16 protein-coding genes are annotated in these 16998 nt (G+C 66.1%); 3 read left to right on the top strand and 13 right to left on the bottom strand.

The genetic code is table 11. The annotated features are described in order from the left end of the window. Positions 1-157 precede the first annotated feature (157 nt). The 5 genes from HPT29_RS02575 to HPT29_RS02555 all read right to left on the bottom strand — a co-directional run bounded on the left by HPT29_RS02575 (position 158) and on the right by HPT29_RS02555 (position 6221). Positions 158-742 carry a CarD family transcriptional regulator gene (locus HPT29_RS02575; protein WP_173948118.1) on the bottom strand — a complete coding sequence of 195 codons (585 nt, stop codon included), beginning with the start codon at positions 740-742 and terminating at the stop codon, positions 158-160. 467 nt (positions 743-1209) lie between these two features. Continuing rightward, positions 1210-1548, bottom strand: a complete 339-nt coding sequence (fdxA, locus tag HPT29_RS02570) for a ferredoxin FdxA (RefSeq protein ID WP_173948117.1) — start codon at positions 1546-1548, stop codon at positions 1210-1212. Positions 1549-1598: 50 nt separating this feature from the next. Continuing rightward, a complete protein-coding gene (locus HPT29_RS02565) occupies positions 1599-1901 on the bottom strand; it encodes an RNA-binding S4 domain-containing protein (protein ID WP_173948161.1) in 303 nt (100 codons plus the stop codon). 13 nt (positions 1902-1914) lie between these two features. Further along, on the bottom strand, positions 1915-5103 hold the full coding sequence (locus tag HPT29_RS02560; protein WP_173948116.1) for a helicase-related protein: 3189 nt from the start codon (positions 5101-5103) through the stop codon (positions 1915-1917). Between the two features lie 242 nt (positions 5104-5345). Next, entirely contained in the window at positions 5346-6221 is an 876-nt protein-coding gene (locus HPT29_RS02555; protein WP_173948115.1) for a DUF3108 domain-containing protein, read from the bottom strand. A gap of 235 nt (positions 6222-6456) precedes the next feature. Between HPT29_RS02555 and rpmB the strand changes: the two genes are divergently transcribed. Together rpmB and HPT29_RS02545 are read left to right on the top strand one after the other, a co-directional pair. Beyond that, a complete protein-coding gene (gene rpmB / locus HPT29_RS02550; protein ID WP_173948114.1) occupies positions 6457-6747 on the top strand; it encodes a 50S ribosomal protein L28 in 291 nt (96 codons plus the stop codon). A gap of 100 nt (positions 6748-6847) precedes the next feature. Beyond that, a complete protein-coding gene (locus HPT29_RS02545; protein WP_173948113.1) occupies positions 6848-7480 on the top strand; it encodes a queuosine precursor transporter in 633 nt (210 codons plus the stop codon). A 94-nt stretch (positions 7481-7574) separates the two neighbouring features. Here HPT29_RS02545 and HPT29_RS02540 read toward each other — a convergent pair whose 3' ends face one another. The 8 genes from HPT29_RS02540 to HPT29_RS02505 form a co-directional block, all read right to left on the bottom strand. Beyond that, on the bottom strand, positions 7575-8324 hold the full coding sequence (locus tag HPT29_RS02540; RefSeq protein WP_173948112.1) for a proteasome-type protease: 750 nt from the start codon (positions 8322-8324) through the stop codon (positions 7575-7577). Between the two features lie 53 nt (positions 8325-8377). Further along, positions 8378-9196, bottom strand: coding sequence for a transglutaminase family protein (locus tag HPT29_RS02535; RefSeq protein ID WP_173948111.1), 819 nt, complete (start codon positions 9194-9196; stop codon positions 8378-8380). A gap of 3 nt (positions 9197-9199) precedes the next feature. Then, complete coding sequence (locus tag HPT29_RS02530; RefSeq protein WP_173948110.1) at positions 9200-10144, bottom strand: alpha-E domain-containing protein; 945 nt, start codon at positions 10142-10144, stop codon at positions 9200-9202. A 15-nt stretch (positions 10145-10159) separates the two neighbouring features. Continuing rightward, positions 10160-11557, bottom strand: coding sequence for a circularly permuted type 2 ATP-grasp protein (locus HPT29_RS02525; RefSeq protein ID WP_173948160.1), 1398 nt, complete (start codon positions 11555-11557; stop codon positions 10160-10162). A 205-nt stretch (positions 11558-11762) separates the two neighbouring features. Beyond that, complete coding sequence (locus tag HPT29_RS02520; protein WP_173948109.1) at positions 11763-12767, bottom strand: esterase-like activity of phytase family protein; 1005 nt, start codon at positions 12765-12767, stop codon at positions 11763-11765. Continuing rightward, positions 12764-14674: a cobaltochelatase subunit CobT gene (cobT, locus tag HPT29_RS02515; protein ID WP_173948108.1), complete on the bottom strand. Its 1911-nt coding sequence runs from the start codon at positions 14672-14674 to the stop codon at positions 12764-12766. Before cobT ends, HPT29_RS02520 begins: the two co-directional genes overlap by 4 nt. Before the next feature lie 146 nt (positions 14675-14820). Continuing rightward, entirely contained in the window at positions 14821-15810 is a 990-nt protein-coding gene (gene cobS / locus HPT29_RS02510; protein ID WP_173948107.1) for a cobaltochelatase subunit CobS, read from the bottom strand. 116 nt (positions 15811-15926) lie between these two features. Then, positions 15927-16556 carry a J domain-containing protein gene (locus HPT29_RS02505; protein ID WP_173948106.1) on the bottom strand — a complete coding sequence of 210 codons (630 nt, stop codon included), beginning with the start codon at positions 16554-16556 and terminating at the stop codon, positions 15927-15929. Positions 16557-16645: 89 nt separating this feature from the next. Between HPT29_RS02505 and HPT29_RS02500 the strand changes: the two genes are divergently transcribed. Next, positions 16646-16912, top strand: a complete 267-nt coding sequence (locus HPT29_RS02500) for a BolA family protein (protein WP_173948159.1) — start codon at positions 16646-16648, stop codon at positions 16910-16912. Positions 16913-16998 lie beyond the last annotated feature (86 nt).

The following is a 16998-nucleotide window of genomic DNA, read 5'->3' as shown; positions in this document are numbered from 1 at the left end:
CTCCCTTGGCAGAGACACAACGAGCGAGGCCGCGAAAAGTTCACTTCCAACAGCCAAGTTTTGCGAAATAGATTCCTGCTGATGAAAAACAAGGCATCCGGACACAAAAAAGCCCGGCAAAGGCCGGGCTTTTTCGAACACTAGGGGGAGCCTCCGATCAGGCGGCTTCTTCCTGAAGATCGTCACCCTCGCCCTCGCCGTCGGCCTCGGCGCCCTTGGCACGGCGCGGCGACTTGGCAAGGCTCTGCTCGATCAGCTTGAGGGCTTCCGTGTCGGTGATCTTGTTCACGGCGGCGATTTCGCGCACGACACGATCCAGAGCGGATTCATAGAGCTGGCGCTCGCTGTAGGACTGCTCGGGCTGGGCCTCGGAGCGGTAGAGATCGCGCACGACCTCGGTCACGGCGATCAGATCGCCGGAATTGATCTTGGCCTCGTATTCCTGAGCGCGACGCGACCACATGGTGCGCTTCACGCGGGCACGACCCGTCAGAACGTCCAGGGCCTTTTGGACCAGGGCCGGCTCGGCAAGCTTGCGCATGCCGACACTGGAGGCTTTACCGGTCGGAACCCGAAGGACCATCTTGTCCTTGTCGAAGGAGACCACGTACAGCTCCAGTTTGAAACCAGCGATCTCCTGCTCTTCGATGGCCGTGATGCGGCCGACACCGTGAGCGGGATAGACGATCGCTTCACCGGACTTGAACCCAAGGCGCGGGGCGGACTTCTTGGCGGTTGTCATGCGAGAGAGGCCTCCTTGCATGGTCCTCGCTTGGCAGCGAGGAAGCTTTGGTTCCACCGGGCAGGGTCCCAGGGGAACGAGGATAGGATTCGAGTGTCGCGGAACTTGACTATTCCGCTCGTCTCCCTGATGTAAGCCAGCGGCTACAAACGCTCATACCCTTGACCAAGGCAGCAACGCTCCCTTAAGTCAAAGGACGCGAATCTTTGCTTCATTATGTGAACCGCCGGTCTGCGGAGACGGTGCACGGCTTGAGCGCAAGCGACGGCATTTGCGGACCCTATCACAGTCCGGCCGAAAAAGCAAAAATATTCCAACAGATAGCGTAAAGAGCGCCCGTTTCGGGCCGCGCCGGAACACTGACGCAGCGTCCGGCAAAGCGGTTCCGGTTTCCCACTTCGAACGATTCGTTCTCAGAAAAGAGCGGCCGGGGCCCCCCCGAGGCCCCGCTAATCCGGGTCGAGCCCCTAGTCGCCGTCACCCGGATTGGCCGAGAAATACGTCTCGAACTTGCCCGCCACCCCGTCGAATTCCTTCGCGTCGCCGGGCGGATCCTTCTTGATGGTGATGTTGGGCCAGTTCTTGGCCATGTCGGCGTTGAGCTTCAGCCATTGCTCGAGGCCGGGCTCCGCATCCGGCTTGATGGCCTCAGCCGGGCATTCCGGCTCGCAGACGCCGCAGTCGATGCACTCGTCGGGGTGGATGACGAGCATGTTCTCGCCCTCGTAGAAGCAATCGACCGGACAAACCTCGACGCAGTCCATGTATTTGCACTTGATGCAATTTTCAGTGACGACGTAGGTCATGAACGGTCCTTCGAAGGTCTTCTGGAAGATGAGAACAACGCGCCGCCGCTCTAGCGGTTGTCGGGGTTGCTGACAAGCGCTGCGTTGTCCTGGTTGAGATCTATGTAGAGCTGCCTTGCTTCCGTTGCAGGACCCCGGCGGTCGCCCAGGCTCTCGACCCGGACCACGACGGTGGTCCGGGGCAGCGCAACGGTTACCACGTCACCGACGGCCACGGCCTTGGCGGCATTGTCCGTGCGCTGGCCGTTGAGCCGGACGAAGCCGCTCGTCACCAGCTTGGCGGCAAGCGTCCGGGTCTTCGCGAAGCGCGCGAACCACAGCCACTTGTCGAGCCGCTGCCGGTCCTCACGCATGCGCGTCATGCCCTCACTTCTTGCTGTCCTCGAGCTGAGCCTTGAGGGCCATCAGCTTGGCGAAGGGCGAGTTCGGGTCCGGCTGCTTCTCGCGGCGCTCGTGACCGCCTTCGCGGCGGTTGTCGGGGCGCTTGTCGGGACGCGGCCCGCGGCGCTCCTCCCCGCGGCCCGGGCCGCGCGGCGGACGGTTCTGCGGCCGGCCGCCCTCCCCTTGCGCCTCGCGGCGTTCGGGACGGGGACGGCGCTCGCCGGCCTGGTCGCCCTGGGCATCGCCATGGCGTGGACGCCGGTCGCCGCGATCCTGACGGTCGCCGCGCTCGTGCCGTCCGCCGCGGGCGTCGCGGCCGTGACGGGCGTGGCCGCCCTCGTGGTGGCGCCGGCCTTGGCGCCAGACCTCGATCATCTCGGGTTCGGCGGGGGTCTCAGCCGGAACTTCGGAAGAGACCTCGGCAGAGACCTCGGCGGGGATTTCGGCAGACGCAGCCTCGTCGGGCGCCAGAGCCTGACCCTCGGGCGAGGCCATGGCCTCGGCGGCGCTCGTCGCTAGTTCCTGCGCCGAGACGCTCGCGTCGGGTTCTGCTACGGCGACAGCGCCGATCTCCTCCGTTCCGACGGCTGCTTCGGACGCCTCGGCGGGCGCCTCTTCGGCGGGCGTCTGCTCGGCCGGAGCGGCAGTCTCGCTCGTGGCAGGTGCCTGCGGCTCGACGGCCTTCGGGGCCTCGACCAACGGCACCGTGATGGCCGGGCCGGGACGACGCTCCATCACATAGCCGAGGGACTTGAGGATTGTGGCGAAGTCCTCGCCCGCGCAGCCCACGAGCGACGTCATGGACACGGTCGGGACGAAGCTTTCCCCATCGGCGGTGCCGGCCGGCGGCTCGCCGGGCGTGATCCCGGGCCGATAGGCCATGGCCGGACGGATCAGGTCGGCCAGGCGCTCCAGGATGTCGACGCGCACGGCGCGGCCGCCCAGCACGCGGAAGCCTGCGGCCCGGTAGAGGCCGTGGGCGATCTCGGCGTCGACCGGGATCGAGGTGCGGCCGGACTGGGCGAGATGGGCGATCTCGTCGATGCCCTTCTGCTCGAGGCCGCCGTTCTGCAGCGCCCAGAGCTGGGTCGCCAGGACGCGGGGCGCAGGCTTCAGAAGGGCCGGCAGGTAGAGATGATAGGCACCGAACCGGACCCCCGCTTTGCGCAGGGCGCCGCGGGCCTCCTGGTCGAGGCTGCGCACGTCGTTGAGAACCTTCGCGCGCTCGAGCACGCCTAGGGCCTCGCCGATCTGGAACCCGATGCCGCGGGCCAGGCCCGTGAGCTCCGTGCTGTCCTCGAGCTGCTGCAGCGGCCCGAGCAGGCGGACCACATAGGCCTTCAGCCAGGCGCGCAGGCGGGTGTCGACCTTGTCCCGGGCCGGACCCGTGAGGTGCTCGTCCGAGAGGATACGCACCCTGGGCTCGAACAGCTTGTCGCCGGCCTCCAGCTTGGCCACCGGGTCGCCCATCCACCGGATGGTACCGTCGTTCGACAGCACGAGCATGGCGTCCGGCGTCTCGGCGAACCGGTCCGCCCGTGCCTCGATCTCGCCGGCCAGGGCCTTGCTGGCTGCGTTGCGCAGGGTCTTGGCCTCCGTCGTGTCAGCCTGGGGATCGGGCACGAAATGGAAGCCGTGCAGGTGACCGATGTGCTGACCCTCGACATTGACGTCGCCGGTGGTCGTGATTTCCGCTTCGAGCATCGTTTTCTCTCTCAAGCGCCGCATGAGAACGCTCGTCCTCCGGTCGATGAACCTTTGGGCGAGGCGTTCATGGAGCGCATCCGATAGCTTGTCCTCTACCTGACGCGCAACATCCTGCCAATGCTCTGGATCCTTCAACCAGTCGGGACGGTTAGCGACGAAGGACCAGGTCCTGACCTGGGCGATGCGGTTGGAGAGGGTGTCGATATCCCCATCGGTCCGGTCCATGGCGGACAGATGGCGGGCAAACCAGTCGGCCGGGATGGCCCCGTCCTTCATGAGGAAACGATAGAGCTGGCCGACGAGATCCGCATGGGTCTGCGGAGAAACCTTCCGGTAATCCGGCACCTGGCAGATCTGCCAAAGACGCTCCACGGCATGTTGGGAGCGGGACATGGCCTTGATGTCGTCTTCCCGCGACAGGACCTCGAGGGCCGTCGCGTCCTCGCCCGTGGGCGCCCGCACAAGGCCGTGCTCCCGCGGCTGCACCCCGAGCGAATCGCGCAGACGGACGAGGGACGAGAAATCCAGGTCGGGGTTGCGCCATTGCAGGATGCGGATCGGATCGAAGGTGTGGTTTTCGAGCGCCTCGACGGTTTCGGCATCGAAGGGCGGGCAGCGGCCCGTGGACCCGAAGGTTCCGTCGCGCATGTAGCGGCCGGCTCGGCCGGCGATCTGGGCGAGTTCGGGGTTGTTAAGCTTGCGGAACTGGAACCCGTCGAACTTCTTGTCGGACGCGAACGCCACATGGTCCACGTCGAGATTGAGCCCCATGCCGATGGCATCGGTGGCGATCAGGTAGTCCACGTCCCCGTTCTGGTAGAGTTCGACCTGGGCGTTGCGCGTCCGGGGCGAGAGCGCCCCCAGCACCACGGCCGCGCCCCCGCTCTGGCGGCGGATCAGCTCGGCGATGCCGTAGACCTCCTCGGCCGAGAAGGCCACGATGGCCGAGCGGCGGGGCAGGCGCGAGACCTTCTTCTCGCCCGCGAAGGAGAGCTTCGACAGGCGCGGCCGCGTAACCACGTGGACGCCCGGGATCAGAGCCTCGATGAGCGGCCGCATGGTGGCCGAGCCGATGAGAAGCGTCTCCTCGCGCCCGCGCTGGTTGAGGAGCCGGTCCGTGAAGACGTGCCCCCGGTCGAGATCGCTGGCGAGCTGGATCTCGTCCACGGCCACGAAGGCTAAGTCGAGATCCCGCGGCATGGCCTCGACGGTGGAGATCCAGTAGCGCGGCCGGTCCGGCTTGATCTTCTCCTCGCCCGTGATCAGCGCCACGTTGTGGTGGCCCGCCTTCTCCACCACGCGGTTATAGACTTCCCGGGCGAGCAGACGCAGGGGCAGGCCGATCATGCCGCTGTCGTGACCGAGCATCCGCTCGATGGCCAGGTGGGTCTTGCCGGTGTTGGTGGGGCCGAGCACGGCGGTCACGCCGCGCGAGCGCGCCTGCGGGGGAAGGGAACGACGGGCCATGCCTTGATGACGGGTAATCGGAAAGGTCCCGGAGTGAGAGCCGAGAGGCTTTAGGACCGGAGACCGGCGCCGGGAGCCTTCTCTACAAAGCAGCCTCGGTCCCAAGCGGCGGGCTGCGGTTAACCCCTTATATGGGGCAAGAGGCTGCTTTCGCTACCCGGACCGGCGCGAATGTCCAGGGGATTTTCAGGAAATGTCCATGGGATTTTCAGGACTTGAGCAGGATCTGGATCTGCCCCGGCTTACGGCACGGCCTCGGCCTTGACGGTCTCCCCGGATGTCTCGGCCTTTCGGTCGGGCGCGGAAGATTTGCCGTCGTCCAGCGACCAGAGAGAGGCCTGCAGTTCGCCCATGCCGATCATGGTGCGGACCGAGATCTTGAGCGGAAAGAGCAGGCGCGGCCCCTCGACGGGCGCCAGCCAAACGGACATGTCCTTGTTTTCCTGCATGAATTTCGTGGCCGGCCGTTCGCTCCGGTGACCGGAAATCGGCACATAGCGGGCATTGCAGACGAGGACGGGCCCGGAATAGCCCGCCATCTCGACCTTCTTCGTTTCCGCATAGGACAGGACCACGTTCATCCGGGAAGCCCCATCGAAGACCGGGAGGGTCCGGTCGCAATTGGCCGGGTCGGTGAGGCTCTTGGAGGCCACGGCCGGCATGAGCAGCGCGCTCATGGGGTCGACCACGTCGCGCTTGTCGGCCGCCTTGACCGGGACCCGGTCGGGCTTGGGCTCGAGGGGCGGATCGATCTCGACCTTGGCCACCCGGCCGCTCTTCAGCCCCATGCGGACGCTGCGCTGATTGTCGGAGGTCCTGGAGATCACCGCGAAGCTGGTCGAGCGGGGCGGCGCGTCTCCGGCCAGGGTGCCGGACGCATTGGCCTCGCCCTTGCCGCCGGTCAGGATCATGGCGAGCCCCGTCAGCTTCGCCCGCCCTTCCATCGCGTATTTCGCCCCGTTGAAGGACGAGGACAGGTCGGCCTTGCCCAAGGGAAGGCCCGCCAGGGTGATGTCATAGCTCACCTTCAGGGTCTGACCCTGCGGGCTCTGGGCTTGCGCGAGCGAGGCCGATCCGGCCAAGGTCAGGGTCACGAGAGCTGAGGCGATGAGGCGCATAAGGCTTTTCCGACAGTCTATTCCGTTGCATCGCACGAGATACGGAATAGATAATGACCATGGTGCTCTAAAAAAACGAGATGCGGCGTCGCACTATTCTTGACGTCCGCCCCGTTTTTGGCCTATAGGCTCGCACCTTCCAAGGACTTCTGGTGTCCGGCCGCGTGGGATCTGCGATCAGGCAAACCCGCGAATTCAGGGTCGCGACCCTTCATAGACGAATAGGATTGAACCCATGTCGCGCCGTTGCGAACTGACCGGCAAGGCCGTGCTGAGTGGCCACCTGGTGAGCCACTCGAACCGCAAGACGAAGCGGAAGTTCCTGCCGAACCTCTGCAACGTCACGCTCCAGTCTGACACCCTGCAGCGCTCCGTGCGCCTGCGCGTCTCCGCCAATGCGCTCCGCTCGGTCGAGCACCGCGGCGGCCTCGACGCCTTCCTGGCCAAGGCCAAGGCTGACGAGCTCTCCACCACCGCCCTGGCGGTGAAGCGCGAGATCGAGAAGAAGCTCGCCGCCGCGAGCTAATCTTTCGGTCCGCCGATCAGATCTGCGTTGCGGGCGGCCTTGAGGCCGCCCGTTTTGCATTGCTTCAATGGCTTAGCTGCCGTCCCGGGAAGATCCTGCCATGACCAAGCTCGACCGCCGCGACTTCCTCATCGCCCTGACGGCGATGACCCTGATCGTTCTCTCGTCGAACATCCTGGTCCAGTATCCCTTCCAGCATCTGGGCCTGGGCGATTACCTGACCTGGGGCGCCTTCAGCTACCCGTTCTCGTTCTTGGTCACCGACCTGTCGAACCGGCGCTTCGGCCCCAAGGGCGCCCGCCGGGTGGTCTATGCCGGGTTCGTCCTGGCCGTGCTGCTCTCGGTCGTTCTCGCGTCGCCGCGCATCGCCATCGCGTCGGGGGCGGCCTTCCTGGTGGCCCAGCTTCTCGACATCCAGATCTTCTTCCGCCTGCGCGGCCATGCCTGGTGGATGCCGCCCTTCGTATCCTCGGTGATCTCGTCGGGCCTCGACACGGCGATCTTCTTCTCGTTCGCCTTCTATTGCGGCGTGGTGCCCGGCCTCGGCCTCACCATCAGCGACGCGCTCGGCCAGGTTGGCATCGCGGATCAATGCATCGCCCTGCCCTGGGCAAATCTGGCCGTGGCCGACTATCTGGTGAAGCTCTCGCTCGCTGCAATCGCGATCGCCCCCTACGGAGCGGTCCTGCGGCTCATGCGCTCCGAGGCGAAGCACCACCATCAGACGGCCTGAGACATCACCGGGCCTGGAGGAGCCGAGCCCTCGTCGCGGGAGCGACCTTCCGCCCTCGGACAGCCGGGCCGGCGGCCCCGACGATGACCTGCGATCAGAGGACCTCTTCCGCATAGGGCGGATGCGGGATGGCCTGATGGGCCGCGCGCAAGGCGGCCGACCAGCGCTCGCGCAGATCCCGGAAATAGGGCTCGTCCTCCTGGATCCGGTAGGTGATCTGGGTTTTCAGGGCATCGCGCTTGGCCACCACGATGTCGATCGGCAGGCCGACGCCGAGATTCGACTTCAGGGTCGAATCCATCGAGATGAGGCCGAGCTTCAAGGCCTCCACGAGGCTGGTGCCGTGGGAGATCGCGCGGTCCAGGATCGGCTTGCCGTATTTGGGCTCGCCGATCTGCAGGAAGGGCGTGTCGATGGTCGCCTCGATGGCGTTGCCGGCGGAATAGATCTGGTAGAGCCGCATGGGCGCGGCGCCGATCTGCCCGCCGAGCAGCATGGTGACGTCGAAGGTCATCTGGCGCTTCTCGATCTCGACCCCGTCGACCTCGTAGACCTGGCGGATGGCGCGGCCGACGAGCTGGGCGGCCTTGAACATGCTGGGCACCGTCAGAAGCGTCTCGACCGCGCCGGTTTCGGGATTTTCGAGTCCGTCGCTCAACAGGGACAGGACCGACTGGCTCGCCGACAGATTGCCGGCCGTCGCCAGGGTGATGATGCGCTCGCCGGGCCTCTCGAACAGGTGCAGCTTGCGGAAGGTCGCGATGTTGTCGACGCCCGCATTCGTGCGCGTATCGGCGATCACGACGAGACCATCCCGCACCAGGATGCCGACACAGTACGTCATGGGGGTTCCTCCAGGGGCCTTCTGGTCGAGTTGCTGCGCTGTCGAGGCCATTCTCACGCCTGTGCTTGACGGGCGCTTTCGATCCTCAGACGAACGTCGAGCGCTTCACGGGTGATTCCGTAATAGCTTCCTCGAACCGGGGCCGCATCAAGATAATCGAGCCCGATGGCCAATCTGACGTAGTGTTCCGTTGCGGAAACGGCGTTTGCCGGGTCGAAGCTCACCCAGCCGAGATCCGGGAGATGGGCCTCGGCCCAGGCATGCCCCGCCTCCTGCTCGGTCTCGCCGGGCTTGTGCAGGTAGCCGGACACGTAGCGGGCCGGGATCCGCAAGAGGCGGGCGGCGCTCAGGAACACGTGGGTGAAGTCCTGGCAGACCCCGTGGCCGGCCGCAAAGGCATCCGCGCCTGCGGTCGCGGCGCTCGTCGCCTGCGTGTCGAAGCGCAGGCGCTCGGGGATGGCGTTCATGAGCGCGTGGGCCTGGTCGAGCGGATTGGTGAAGCGGCCGGCCGTGAGCCCGGCGAATTCGCGCAAGGCGGCGTCCGGCCGGGTCAGCGGCGTCTCCCGCAGATAGAAGAGCTCCGGGAAGCGCTCGACCCCTCCCCGGACGAGGCCGGCCGTGTCCGTGGTCTCGACCTCGCCGGCCACGCGCAGGGTGATCTGGCTCACGGGACCCGAGACCGACAGGCTGTGGACGATGTTGCCGTACCAGTCCTCCCGGCGCATCAGCCGTCCGTCGCCGTCCATGTCGATGGTCCAGGACAGGACCGTCTGGTTGTCGGAACCCCGCGGGGTCAGACGCAGGAGCTGGATCGCCGACTTGGCGGGCTCGCTGTAGTGATAGACCGTCTCGTGGGTGATTCGGATGCGCATGGGTCAGCACAGATACTGGTTCGTGATGGCGTGTCCGAGGCGGTTGTTCTCGGCAAGGAATTCCTGCAGGAACTCGTGCAGCCCGTGCTGGAAGATGTCCTCGATGTTCTGGTTCGCCAGCCGGGCATGAGTGGCCCGCGCCTGACGCTGCGCCGATCCCGACGTGCCGTAACGGTGGGAGATGTCGTCGAGATGGCGTGAGAGCGCGGCATAGCAGGCGGCCAGCGACCGCGGCATCTCCTCGCGCAGGATCAGGAGATCCGCCACCAGCCAGGGCCTCAGGTTCTGGTGATAGACCCATTGATAGCTCACCAGCGCCGAGACCGAGCGCAGAATGGCCGCCCACTGGTAGTAATCGATGCCCCCGCCCACTGCCGCATCCTGCGGCAGGAGCACGTGATACTTCACGTCCAGCACCCGCGCGGTGTTATCGGCGCGCTCGATGTAGAGGCCAAGGCGCGAGAACCAGTACGCGTCGTTGCGCAGCATGGTGCGCATGGCGGAGCCGTCATAGCGCAGGGACGCCTCCTTCACCAGGTTCAGGAAGCGGGGGAGGTCCTCCACGTTGATCGACCGGGCCTTGTAGCGGCGCAGATCGAGCCAGGCGGAATTGATCGCCTCCCACATCTCGGAGGTGAGCGCCGAGCGCACGGAGCGGGCATTCTGCCGGGCCGTGTCGAAGCAGCACTGGATGCTCGACGGATTGGCCTCGGAGAAGGCCAGGAACTCGATCACGTTCTCGGGCGTCGCCTCTCCGTGGACGGCGCGGAACTGGTCGATCCCGCCGGCAGTGATCAGGGCGGATTCCCATTCGTTGGTCTCGACGCCGTTGTAGGAGATCGGCATCGACGCCATGCGGTAGGCGACATCGAGGATGCGGGCCGTGTTCTCGGCCCGCTCCACGTAGCGGGAGAGCCAAAAGAGGCTGTCGGCATCACGGCTCAGCACGAGAAACGCTCCGGCTCATTCACTCAACACCCAGGTATCCTTGGTCCCGCCGCCCTGGCTCGAATTGACCACGAGCGAGCCCTCCGTCAGGGCCACCCGGGTCAGACCGCCCGGCACCAGCCTGACGCCGTCGCGCCCGGTCAGGACGAAGGGGCGCAGATCCACGTGCCGGGGCGCCAGCCCCTTCTCGGTGAAGATCGGGCTCGTCGACAGGGCGAGCGTCGGCTGGGCGATGTAGTTGTCGGGGCTGGCCAGGATCCGACCCTTGAAATGCTCGCGCGCTTCCGCGGTTGCATGCGGGCCCACCAGCATGCCGTAGCCGCCCGAACCGTTGACCTCCTTCACGACGAGCTCGTGCAGGTTGTCGAGCACGTAGGAGAGCGAGTCCTGCTCGCGGCAGCGCCAGGTCGGCACGTTCTTCAGGATCGGCTCCTCGCCCATGTAGAAGCGCACGATGTCGGGCACGTAGGAGTACATGGCCTTGTCGTCGGCCACTCCCGTTCCGGGCGCATTGGCGATGGCCACGTTGCCGGCCCGGTAGGCAGCGATCAGGCCCGGCACGCCGAGGGCGGAATCGGGCCGGAACACCAGCGGGTCGAGGAAGTCGTCGTCGATGCGGCTATAGATCACGTCGACGCGCTTGGGCCCTTCGGTCGTGCGCATGTAGACCATCTCGTCGCGCACGAAGAGGTCGCGTCCCTCGACCAGTTCCACGCCCATGCGGTCGGCCAGGAAGCTGTGCTCGTAATAGGCGGAGTTGAGGGATCCCGGTGTGAGGAGAACGACGGTCGGGTCCCAGGGGGAGCTCGCCGGCGCGACGGATTTGAGGGTGCCCAGGAGCTCGTCGACGTAGTTCTCGATCGGCCGGATGCGCTGCATGCCCACGAGTTCGGGGAAGAGGCGCATCATCACCTCCCGGTTCTCCAGCATGTAGGAGACCCCGGAGGGCGTGCGCAGGTTGTCCTCAAGCACGTAGAAGTCCTGGTCGTCGACCCGGACGATATCGATTCCCGCCACCTGCACGTAGATGTCGCTGTTCAGGGACAATCCATGCATCTGCGGGCGGTAGTACGGATTGAGATAGACGAGTTCCGGCGGCACGATCCCGGCGCGCAGGATCTCGCGCGCGCCATAGATGTCCTTGAGGAACATGTTGAGCGCCTTGACCCGCTGCTCGAGGCCACGGGCGAGGCGGGTCCATTCCTGGCCCGACAGGATGCGCGGGATGATGTCGAAGGGGATCAGCCGCTCTTCGGCCTCCGTATTGCCGTAGACCGCAAAGGTGATGCCGACCCGGCGGAAGAAGAGCTCCGCCTCCTCGCGGCGGTGTTCCAGCAGTTGCGGCGGCGCCGATTTCAGCCAGTCCTGAAGAATGCGATAGGCATCCCGGCTGCGGCCGTCATGGCCGCTCATTTCGTCGAAGATCGCCTGTGCCGCCACCGGATCTCCTCAAGCCTTTCGAGGCGGACACCCGGCGCAACAATTGGCGCCGGGCCCGCAGAAAGGAAGCTTAGTTGCCTAAAACCTAGGGCTTCAAGCGAGACGAAGGGATAGAGGCAGGCAAAGATTGGTGAGAAAAATGGCAATTGCCCTTGCGGAAGGCAGGGTCGCCGACAGCTCAGACCGCAAGCGCGAATTCGAGCAGCACGGTTCTCTGCAGGGAGCTGAAATTGTCGTCGGAAATCAGGGACAGGACGATGTCGCCGCTGTCCCGATGGACGGCGAGCCCCTCCATGTTGTCGATCTGATGCGAGGCTTCGCTCTCGTAGAGGATGTCGCCGTCCACGCTGGCGCCGGCCTTGAATGCACCTGCCTCAATGCGGCGGAGACGGCAGCCGAAGCCGCCGAAGAGCGAGAAGCGGCGCTCCAGGATCACCGCATCGCCATCGGGCAGGAACGCGAGATCGGTGACGTTGTAGCCGTCCGAAAGGGCAATCTGAAAGGCGCCCTGCCGCGGCCCCGTGAGGATGAAGCCGCTGCCGCCCTCCGCGATCCCCACGAGGGCCCCGTTCAGGGGCGAGCGCTGGGGCGCGACGCCGAGGGCTTCCAGGCCGCCGTTGCTCGGCAGGTCCCGCAGTTCCTTCGGCACGGGAATGGGCACGCCACGGATGATGCTTCCCGTCGCCGTCCGCTCGAACCGGATGACCGCATGGTTGCGCTCGACGCCCACATAGGCGGCATTGCCGGCAAGCGCGAGGCTCTCCGTGTCGTAGTAGCGCGAGCGCCTCAAGGGAACGCCGTTGCCCAGGATCAGAGGCGAGAGCACCGGGCCGGACAGGCCCGACAGCCGTCCGTCCGACGTCTCGATCCGGGCTTTGAGAACCTGCGCATTGTCGGCCAGCGCGACGATGTCCTGGCCGCTCGCCGAGCGCCACAGGCCGGAGAAGCCGCCGAAGGCCGTCACCGGCGAGCGCAGAGCGACCCCGGAGCGGAACATCAGGGCCCCGAAGCGGCTGCGATCCGGATCGGTGGTGGAGAGCCTGCCGATCGGCCTCGCCTCCACGTCGATGGGCGTGGCGCCCCGGAAGGCCTGCGGGCGCTGCGCCAGGGCGACGCCCGTGCAGGCGAGCGTCGCCGCGGCAGCGCCCGCACCGGTCAGGAAGCCGCGACGGGTGAGCCTCAAGCGACGGCTCTACGGCGGGGCGCGCCCCTGGAAGCACCTCTGGCCGGCGGGCCGGCATTCTCCTCGAACAGCTCGGCGAGCTTCTCGGTCATGACGCCGCCGAGCTCCTCCGCGTCCACGATGGTCACGGCGCGGCGGTAGTAGCGCGTCACGTCGTGGCCGATGCCGATGGCGATGAGCTCCACGGGTGAGCGGGTCTCGATCTCCTCGATGATGAAACGCAGATGCCGCTCGAGGTAGTTGCCGGGATTGACCGAGAGGGTCGAGTCGTCCACCGGGGCGCCGTCCGAGATCACCATCAGGATGCGCCGCTGCTCGGGCCGTCCGAGCAGACGCTTGTGCGCCCAGTCGAGGGCCTCGCCGTCGATGTTCTCCTTCAACAGGCCCTCGCGCATCATCAGGCCGAGATTCTTGCGCGCACGGCGCCAGGGCGCGTCCGCCGACTTGTAGATGATGTGGCGCAGGTCGTTCAGGCGGCCGGGATTGGCCGGCTTGCCGTTCTGCAGCCAAGTCTCGCGGGCCTGCCCGCCCTTCCAGGCCCGAGTGGTGAAGCCGAGGATCTCGACCTTCACGCCGCAGCGCTCCAGGGTGCGGGCGAGAATGTCCGCACAGGTGGCCGCGACGGTGATCGGGCGCCCGCGCATGGAGCCGGAATTGTCGAGGAGGAGCGTCACCACCGTGTCGCGGAAGTTGGTGTCCTGTTCCTGCTTGAAGCTCAGGGGCTGGAACGGGTCCATGACGATGCGCGGCAGGCGCGCCGGATCGAGGGCGCCCTCTTCGAGGTCGAACTCCCAGGACCGGTTCTGCTGCGCCATCAGGCGGCGCTGCAGGCGGTTGGCCAGGCGCCCCACCACCCCCTGGAGATGAGCGAGCTGCTTGTCGAGATAGGCGCGCAGGCGCGTCAGCTCGTCCGCGTCGCAGAGGTCTTCCGCGTGGATGATCTCGTCGAATTTTGGGGTATAGGCCTTGTAGTCGGGCCCCCGCGCCTCGTTGGAACGGGAGGGCGGACGCCAGGATTCGCCGGCATCCTCCGAATCCGCCTCCTCGGATTCCTCGGGCAGCTCGCCGGAAGGACCGTCGGCCTCCTCCGTGGCACCATCCTCCATTTCGTCGCTCGAATCCTCGCTGATTTCCACCTCGGCGCGATCGCCCTGGCTCTCCTGCTCGGATTCACCCTCACCCTGCTGTTCCTGCTCCTCGGACTCGCTATCGTCCTCGTTCTCCTCATCCTCGGAGTCGAGCGCCGACTCGTCGGCCATGTCGAGGGAGGAGAGCAGGTCGCGGATCGAGCGGGCGAAGCTGCGCTGGTTCTCGATGTTCTTCAGCAGGCCATCGAGGTCGCGTCCGGCGCGATCCTCGATGAAGGCGCGCCAGAGATCGACGATCTTGGCCGCGGAGGCCGGCGGCTTCGCGCCGGTCAGGCGCTCGCGCACCAGGAGAGCGAGGGCGTCCTCCAGGGGTGCGTCGGCCCGATCGGTGATCTCCTCGTATTTGCCGCCGCGGTGGTAGCGGTCCTCCAGCATGGCCGAGATGTTGGACGAGATGCCGGCCATGCGCCGGGAGCCGATGGATTCCACGCGCGCCTGCTCGACCGCGTCGAACACGGCCCGGGCGGCCTGGCCCTCGGGGGCGAGCTTCCGGTGCAAGGTGGTGTCGTGGCAGGCGAGGCGGAGCGCCATGGCGTCGGCATTGCCGCGCAGAACCGCCACGTCCTGCGCGGTCAGCCGCCGGGGCGGCTCCGGCAGGCGCGCCTTGTCCTGACCCATGAGCACCGGACGGTCGGACGCGAAGGCGACCTCGAGATCGGGCTTGCGGGCGATCGCCTTCATGGTGCCGGCGATGGAGCGCTTCAGCGGCTCCGCCGGCGCTTCCTTCTTCTCACCCGGCTTGCGGTTCGAGATGGACATCTTTGCCTGTCGCTTCCGATAAGCCCTTGTCCTGAGGAGGCCGAGGGCCGTCTCGACGGACGCGAGCGCTTCCAGAAATCCCCCGACCCGGCATCCTCGTCCTTCGAGAGGCTCTGCTCCTCACGATGAGGATGCCCGATCGTCGATTAGCTCAGCACCATGTTCACGGCGCTCTCCGGCAGTTCCTTGCCGAAGGAGCGCTGGTAGAACTCCGCCACGAGGGCGCGCTCGAGCTCGTCGCACTTGTTGAGGAAGGTGACCCGGAAGGCGAAGCCCGTGTCGCCGAAGATCTCGGCGTTCTCCGCCCAGGTGATCACCGTGCGCGGGCTCATGACCGTCGAGAGATCGCCGTTCATGAAGGCCGAGCGGGTGAGGTCGGCCACGCGCACCATCTTGTTGACGATGTCCCGGCCGGACGCATCCTCCTGGTAGTGCTTCGCCTTGGAGAGGACGATGTCCACCTCCTTGTCGTGCGGCAGGTAGTTGAGCGTCGTGACGATGGACCAGCGGTCCATCTGGCCCTGGTTGATCTGCTGCGTGCCGTGATAGAGGCCCGAGGTGTCGCCGAGACCCACGGTGTTGGCCGTGGCGAAGAGGCGGAAGGCCGGGTGAGGCCGGATCACGCGCTTCTGGTCGAGGAGCGTGAGCTTGCCCGACTGCTCGAGCACGCGCTGGATCACGAACATCACGTCCGGGCGGCCGGCGTCGTATTCGTCGAACACGAGGGCCACGTTGTTCTGCAGCGCCCAGGGCAGGATGCCGTCCTGGAAGGCCGTGACCTGCTTGCCCTCCTGCAGCACGATCGCGTCCTTGCCGACGAGATCGATGCGCGACACGTGGCTGTCCAGGTTCACGCGCACGCAGGGCCAGTTGAGGCGGGCGGCCACCTGCTCGATATGGGTCGACTTGCCGGTGCCGTGATAGCCCGTGATCATGACGCGGCGGTTGCGCGCGAAGCCCGCCAGGATCGCCAGCGTCGTGTCCCGGTCGAACAGGTAGTCGGGATCGAGATCGGGCACGTGCCCCTCGGCCTGCGAGAAAGCGGGAACTTCCAGATCCGAGTCGATGCCGAAGACCTGTCGCACGGACACCTTCATGTCAGGCAGAAGGGTCGCTGTCTCGGTATGTGCCGTCATAGGGGCCTCTCGGTCTTTGAAGGGTGTCTCTCAAATGTCATGGGCTTCTTAACCTCCATGACGGAATGGCGCAATTTCCTAATGCGCCTAGCAGCTTTGCCTGAAGCGGTATCGGTTCAGCACAGGCCGGCGGTCTTGAGGGCGTCGTGCGCCTTGATGATGTCGCGCAGGCGCTCCTCGAAGGAACGGTCGCCCCCGTTCGCGTCGGGGTGAAAGCGCTTCACCAGGGCCTTGTACTGGGCCTTAATGGTGGGGCCGTCGGCGGTCTCGTCGAGGCCCAGGATGTCGAGGGCCCGGCGCACCGCTCCCGTATGGCGCGGCCGCTTCGGCTCGGGCCGCGCCCGGCTGGTCCTGGCCTGGGTGAAATCCTCGCCCTTGAGAATGCCGAGGGGATCGAAATAGCCCCAGTCCCGCGGCTCCGCCTTGGCGCCCTGCTCCTCGCTCTGGCCGGAGGCGTTCATGCCCATGGTCCAAGTCGGGCGATGGCCGATGATGGAATCCTTCTGGAAGGCGGCCACGGCCGAGTCGGACATGCCGGCGAAGTAATTGTAGGAGGCGTTGTATTCGCGCACGTGCTGGAGGCAGAAGCGCCAGTACTGGCCCTCCCGGTCACGCCCCTTGGGCGCGCGGAATTCCCCTGCCGCCTTGCAGGAGGGGTGCTCGCACACGGGTCCCTTGGCCTCCTGCGGTTCCTCGCAGGAAGGCTTGATCCGGATACGGTCGAAAAGAGGCGAGTTGAGATCCATGATTCAGCGATTATGAGTGGCTTGGGGCCTTGAGCCAAGGCCTGAACGCTTTTCGCCGCAGACCCGTTCAAAAAGGTTTACAAATCAGCATGACCCTTCAGCACTGGATCACACGGACTTTGCAGGACAGCCTGCAGCCGGCCGAACTGACCGTCACGGACGAATCAGAAAAGCACCACGGCCACGCCGGCTGGCGAGAGGGCGGAGAAACTCATTTCCAGGTTTATATCGTGTCGGAGGCCTTTTCCGGCAAGAGCCGGGTCGAGCGTCACCGGCTCGTCAACGACACCTTGAAAGGCGCCTTCGACCGGGGCCTGCACGCCCTGGCCATCCAGGCCAAGGCGCCGGGAGAATAAGCGAAAGCCGCTGGCTTGTCATGGCCGGCCCTGACCCGGCCATCCCGATCCGGTGAAGCGCAATGCCTCAAGCAGACGGGATCAGC

Source organism: Microvirga terrae, assembly GCF_013307435.2.
Classification (GTDB): domain Bacteria; phylum Pseudomonadota; class Alphaproteobacteria; order Rhizobiales; family Beijerinckiaceae; genus Microvirga; species Microvirga terrae.
The sequence above is the reverse complement of the archived record's forward strand: the minus strand, read 5'-3'. Positions and strand labels throughout refer to the sequence as shown.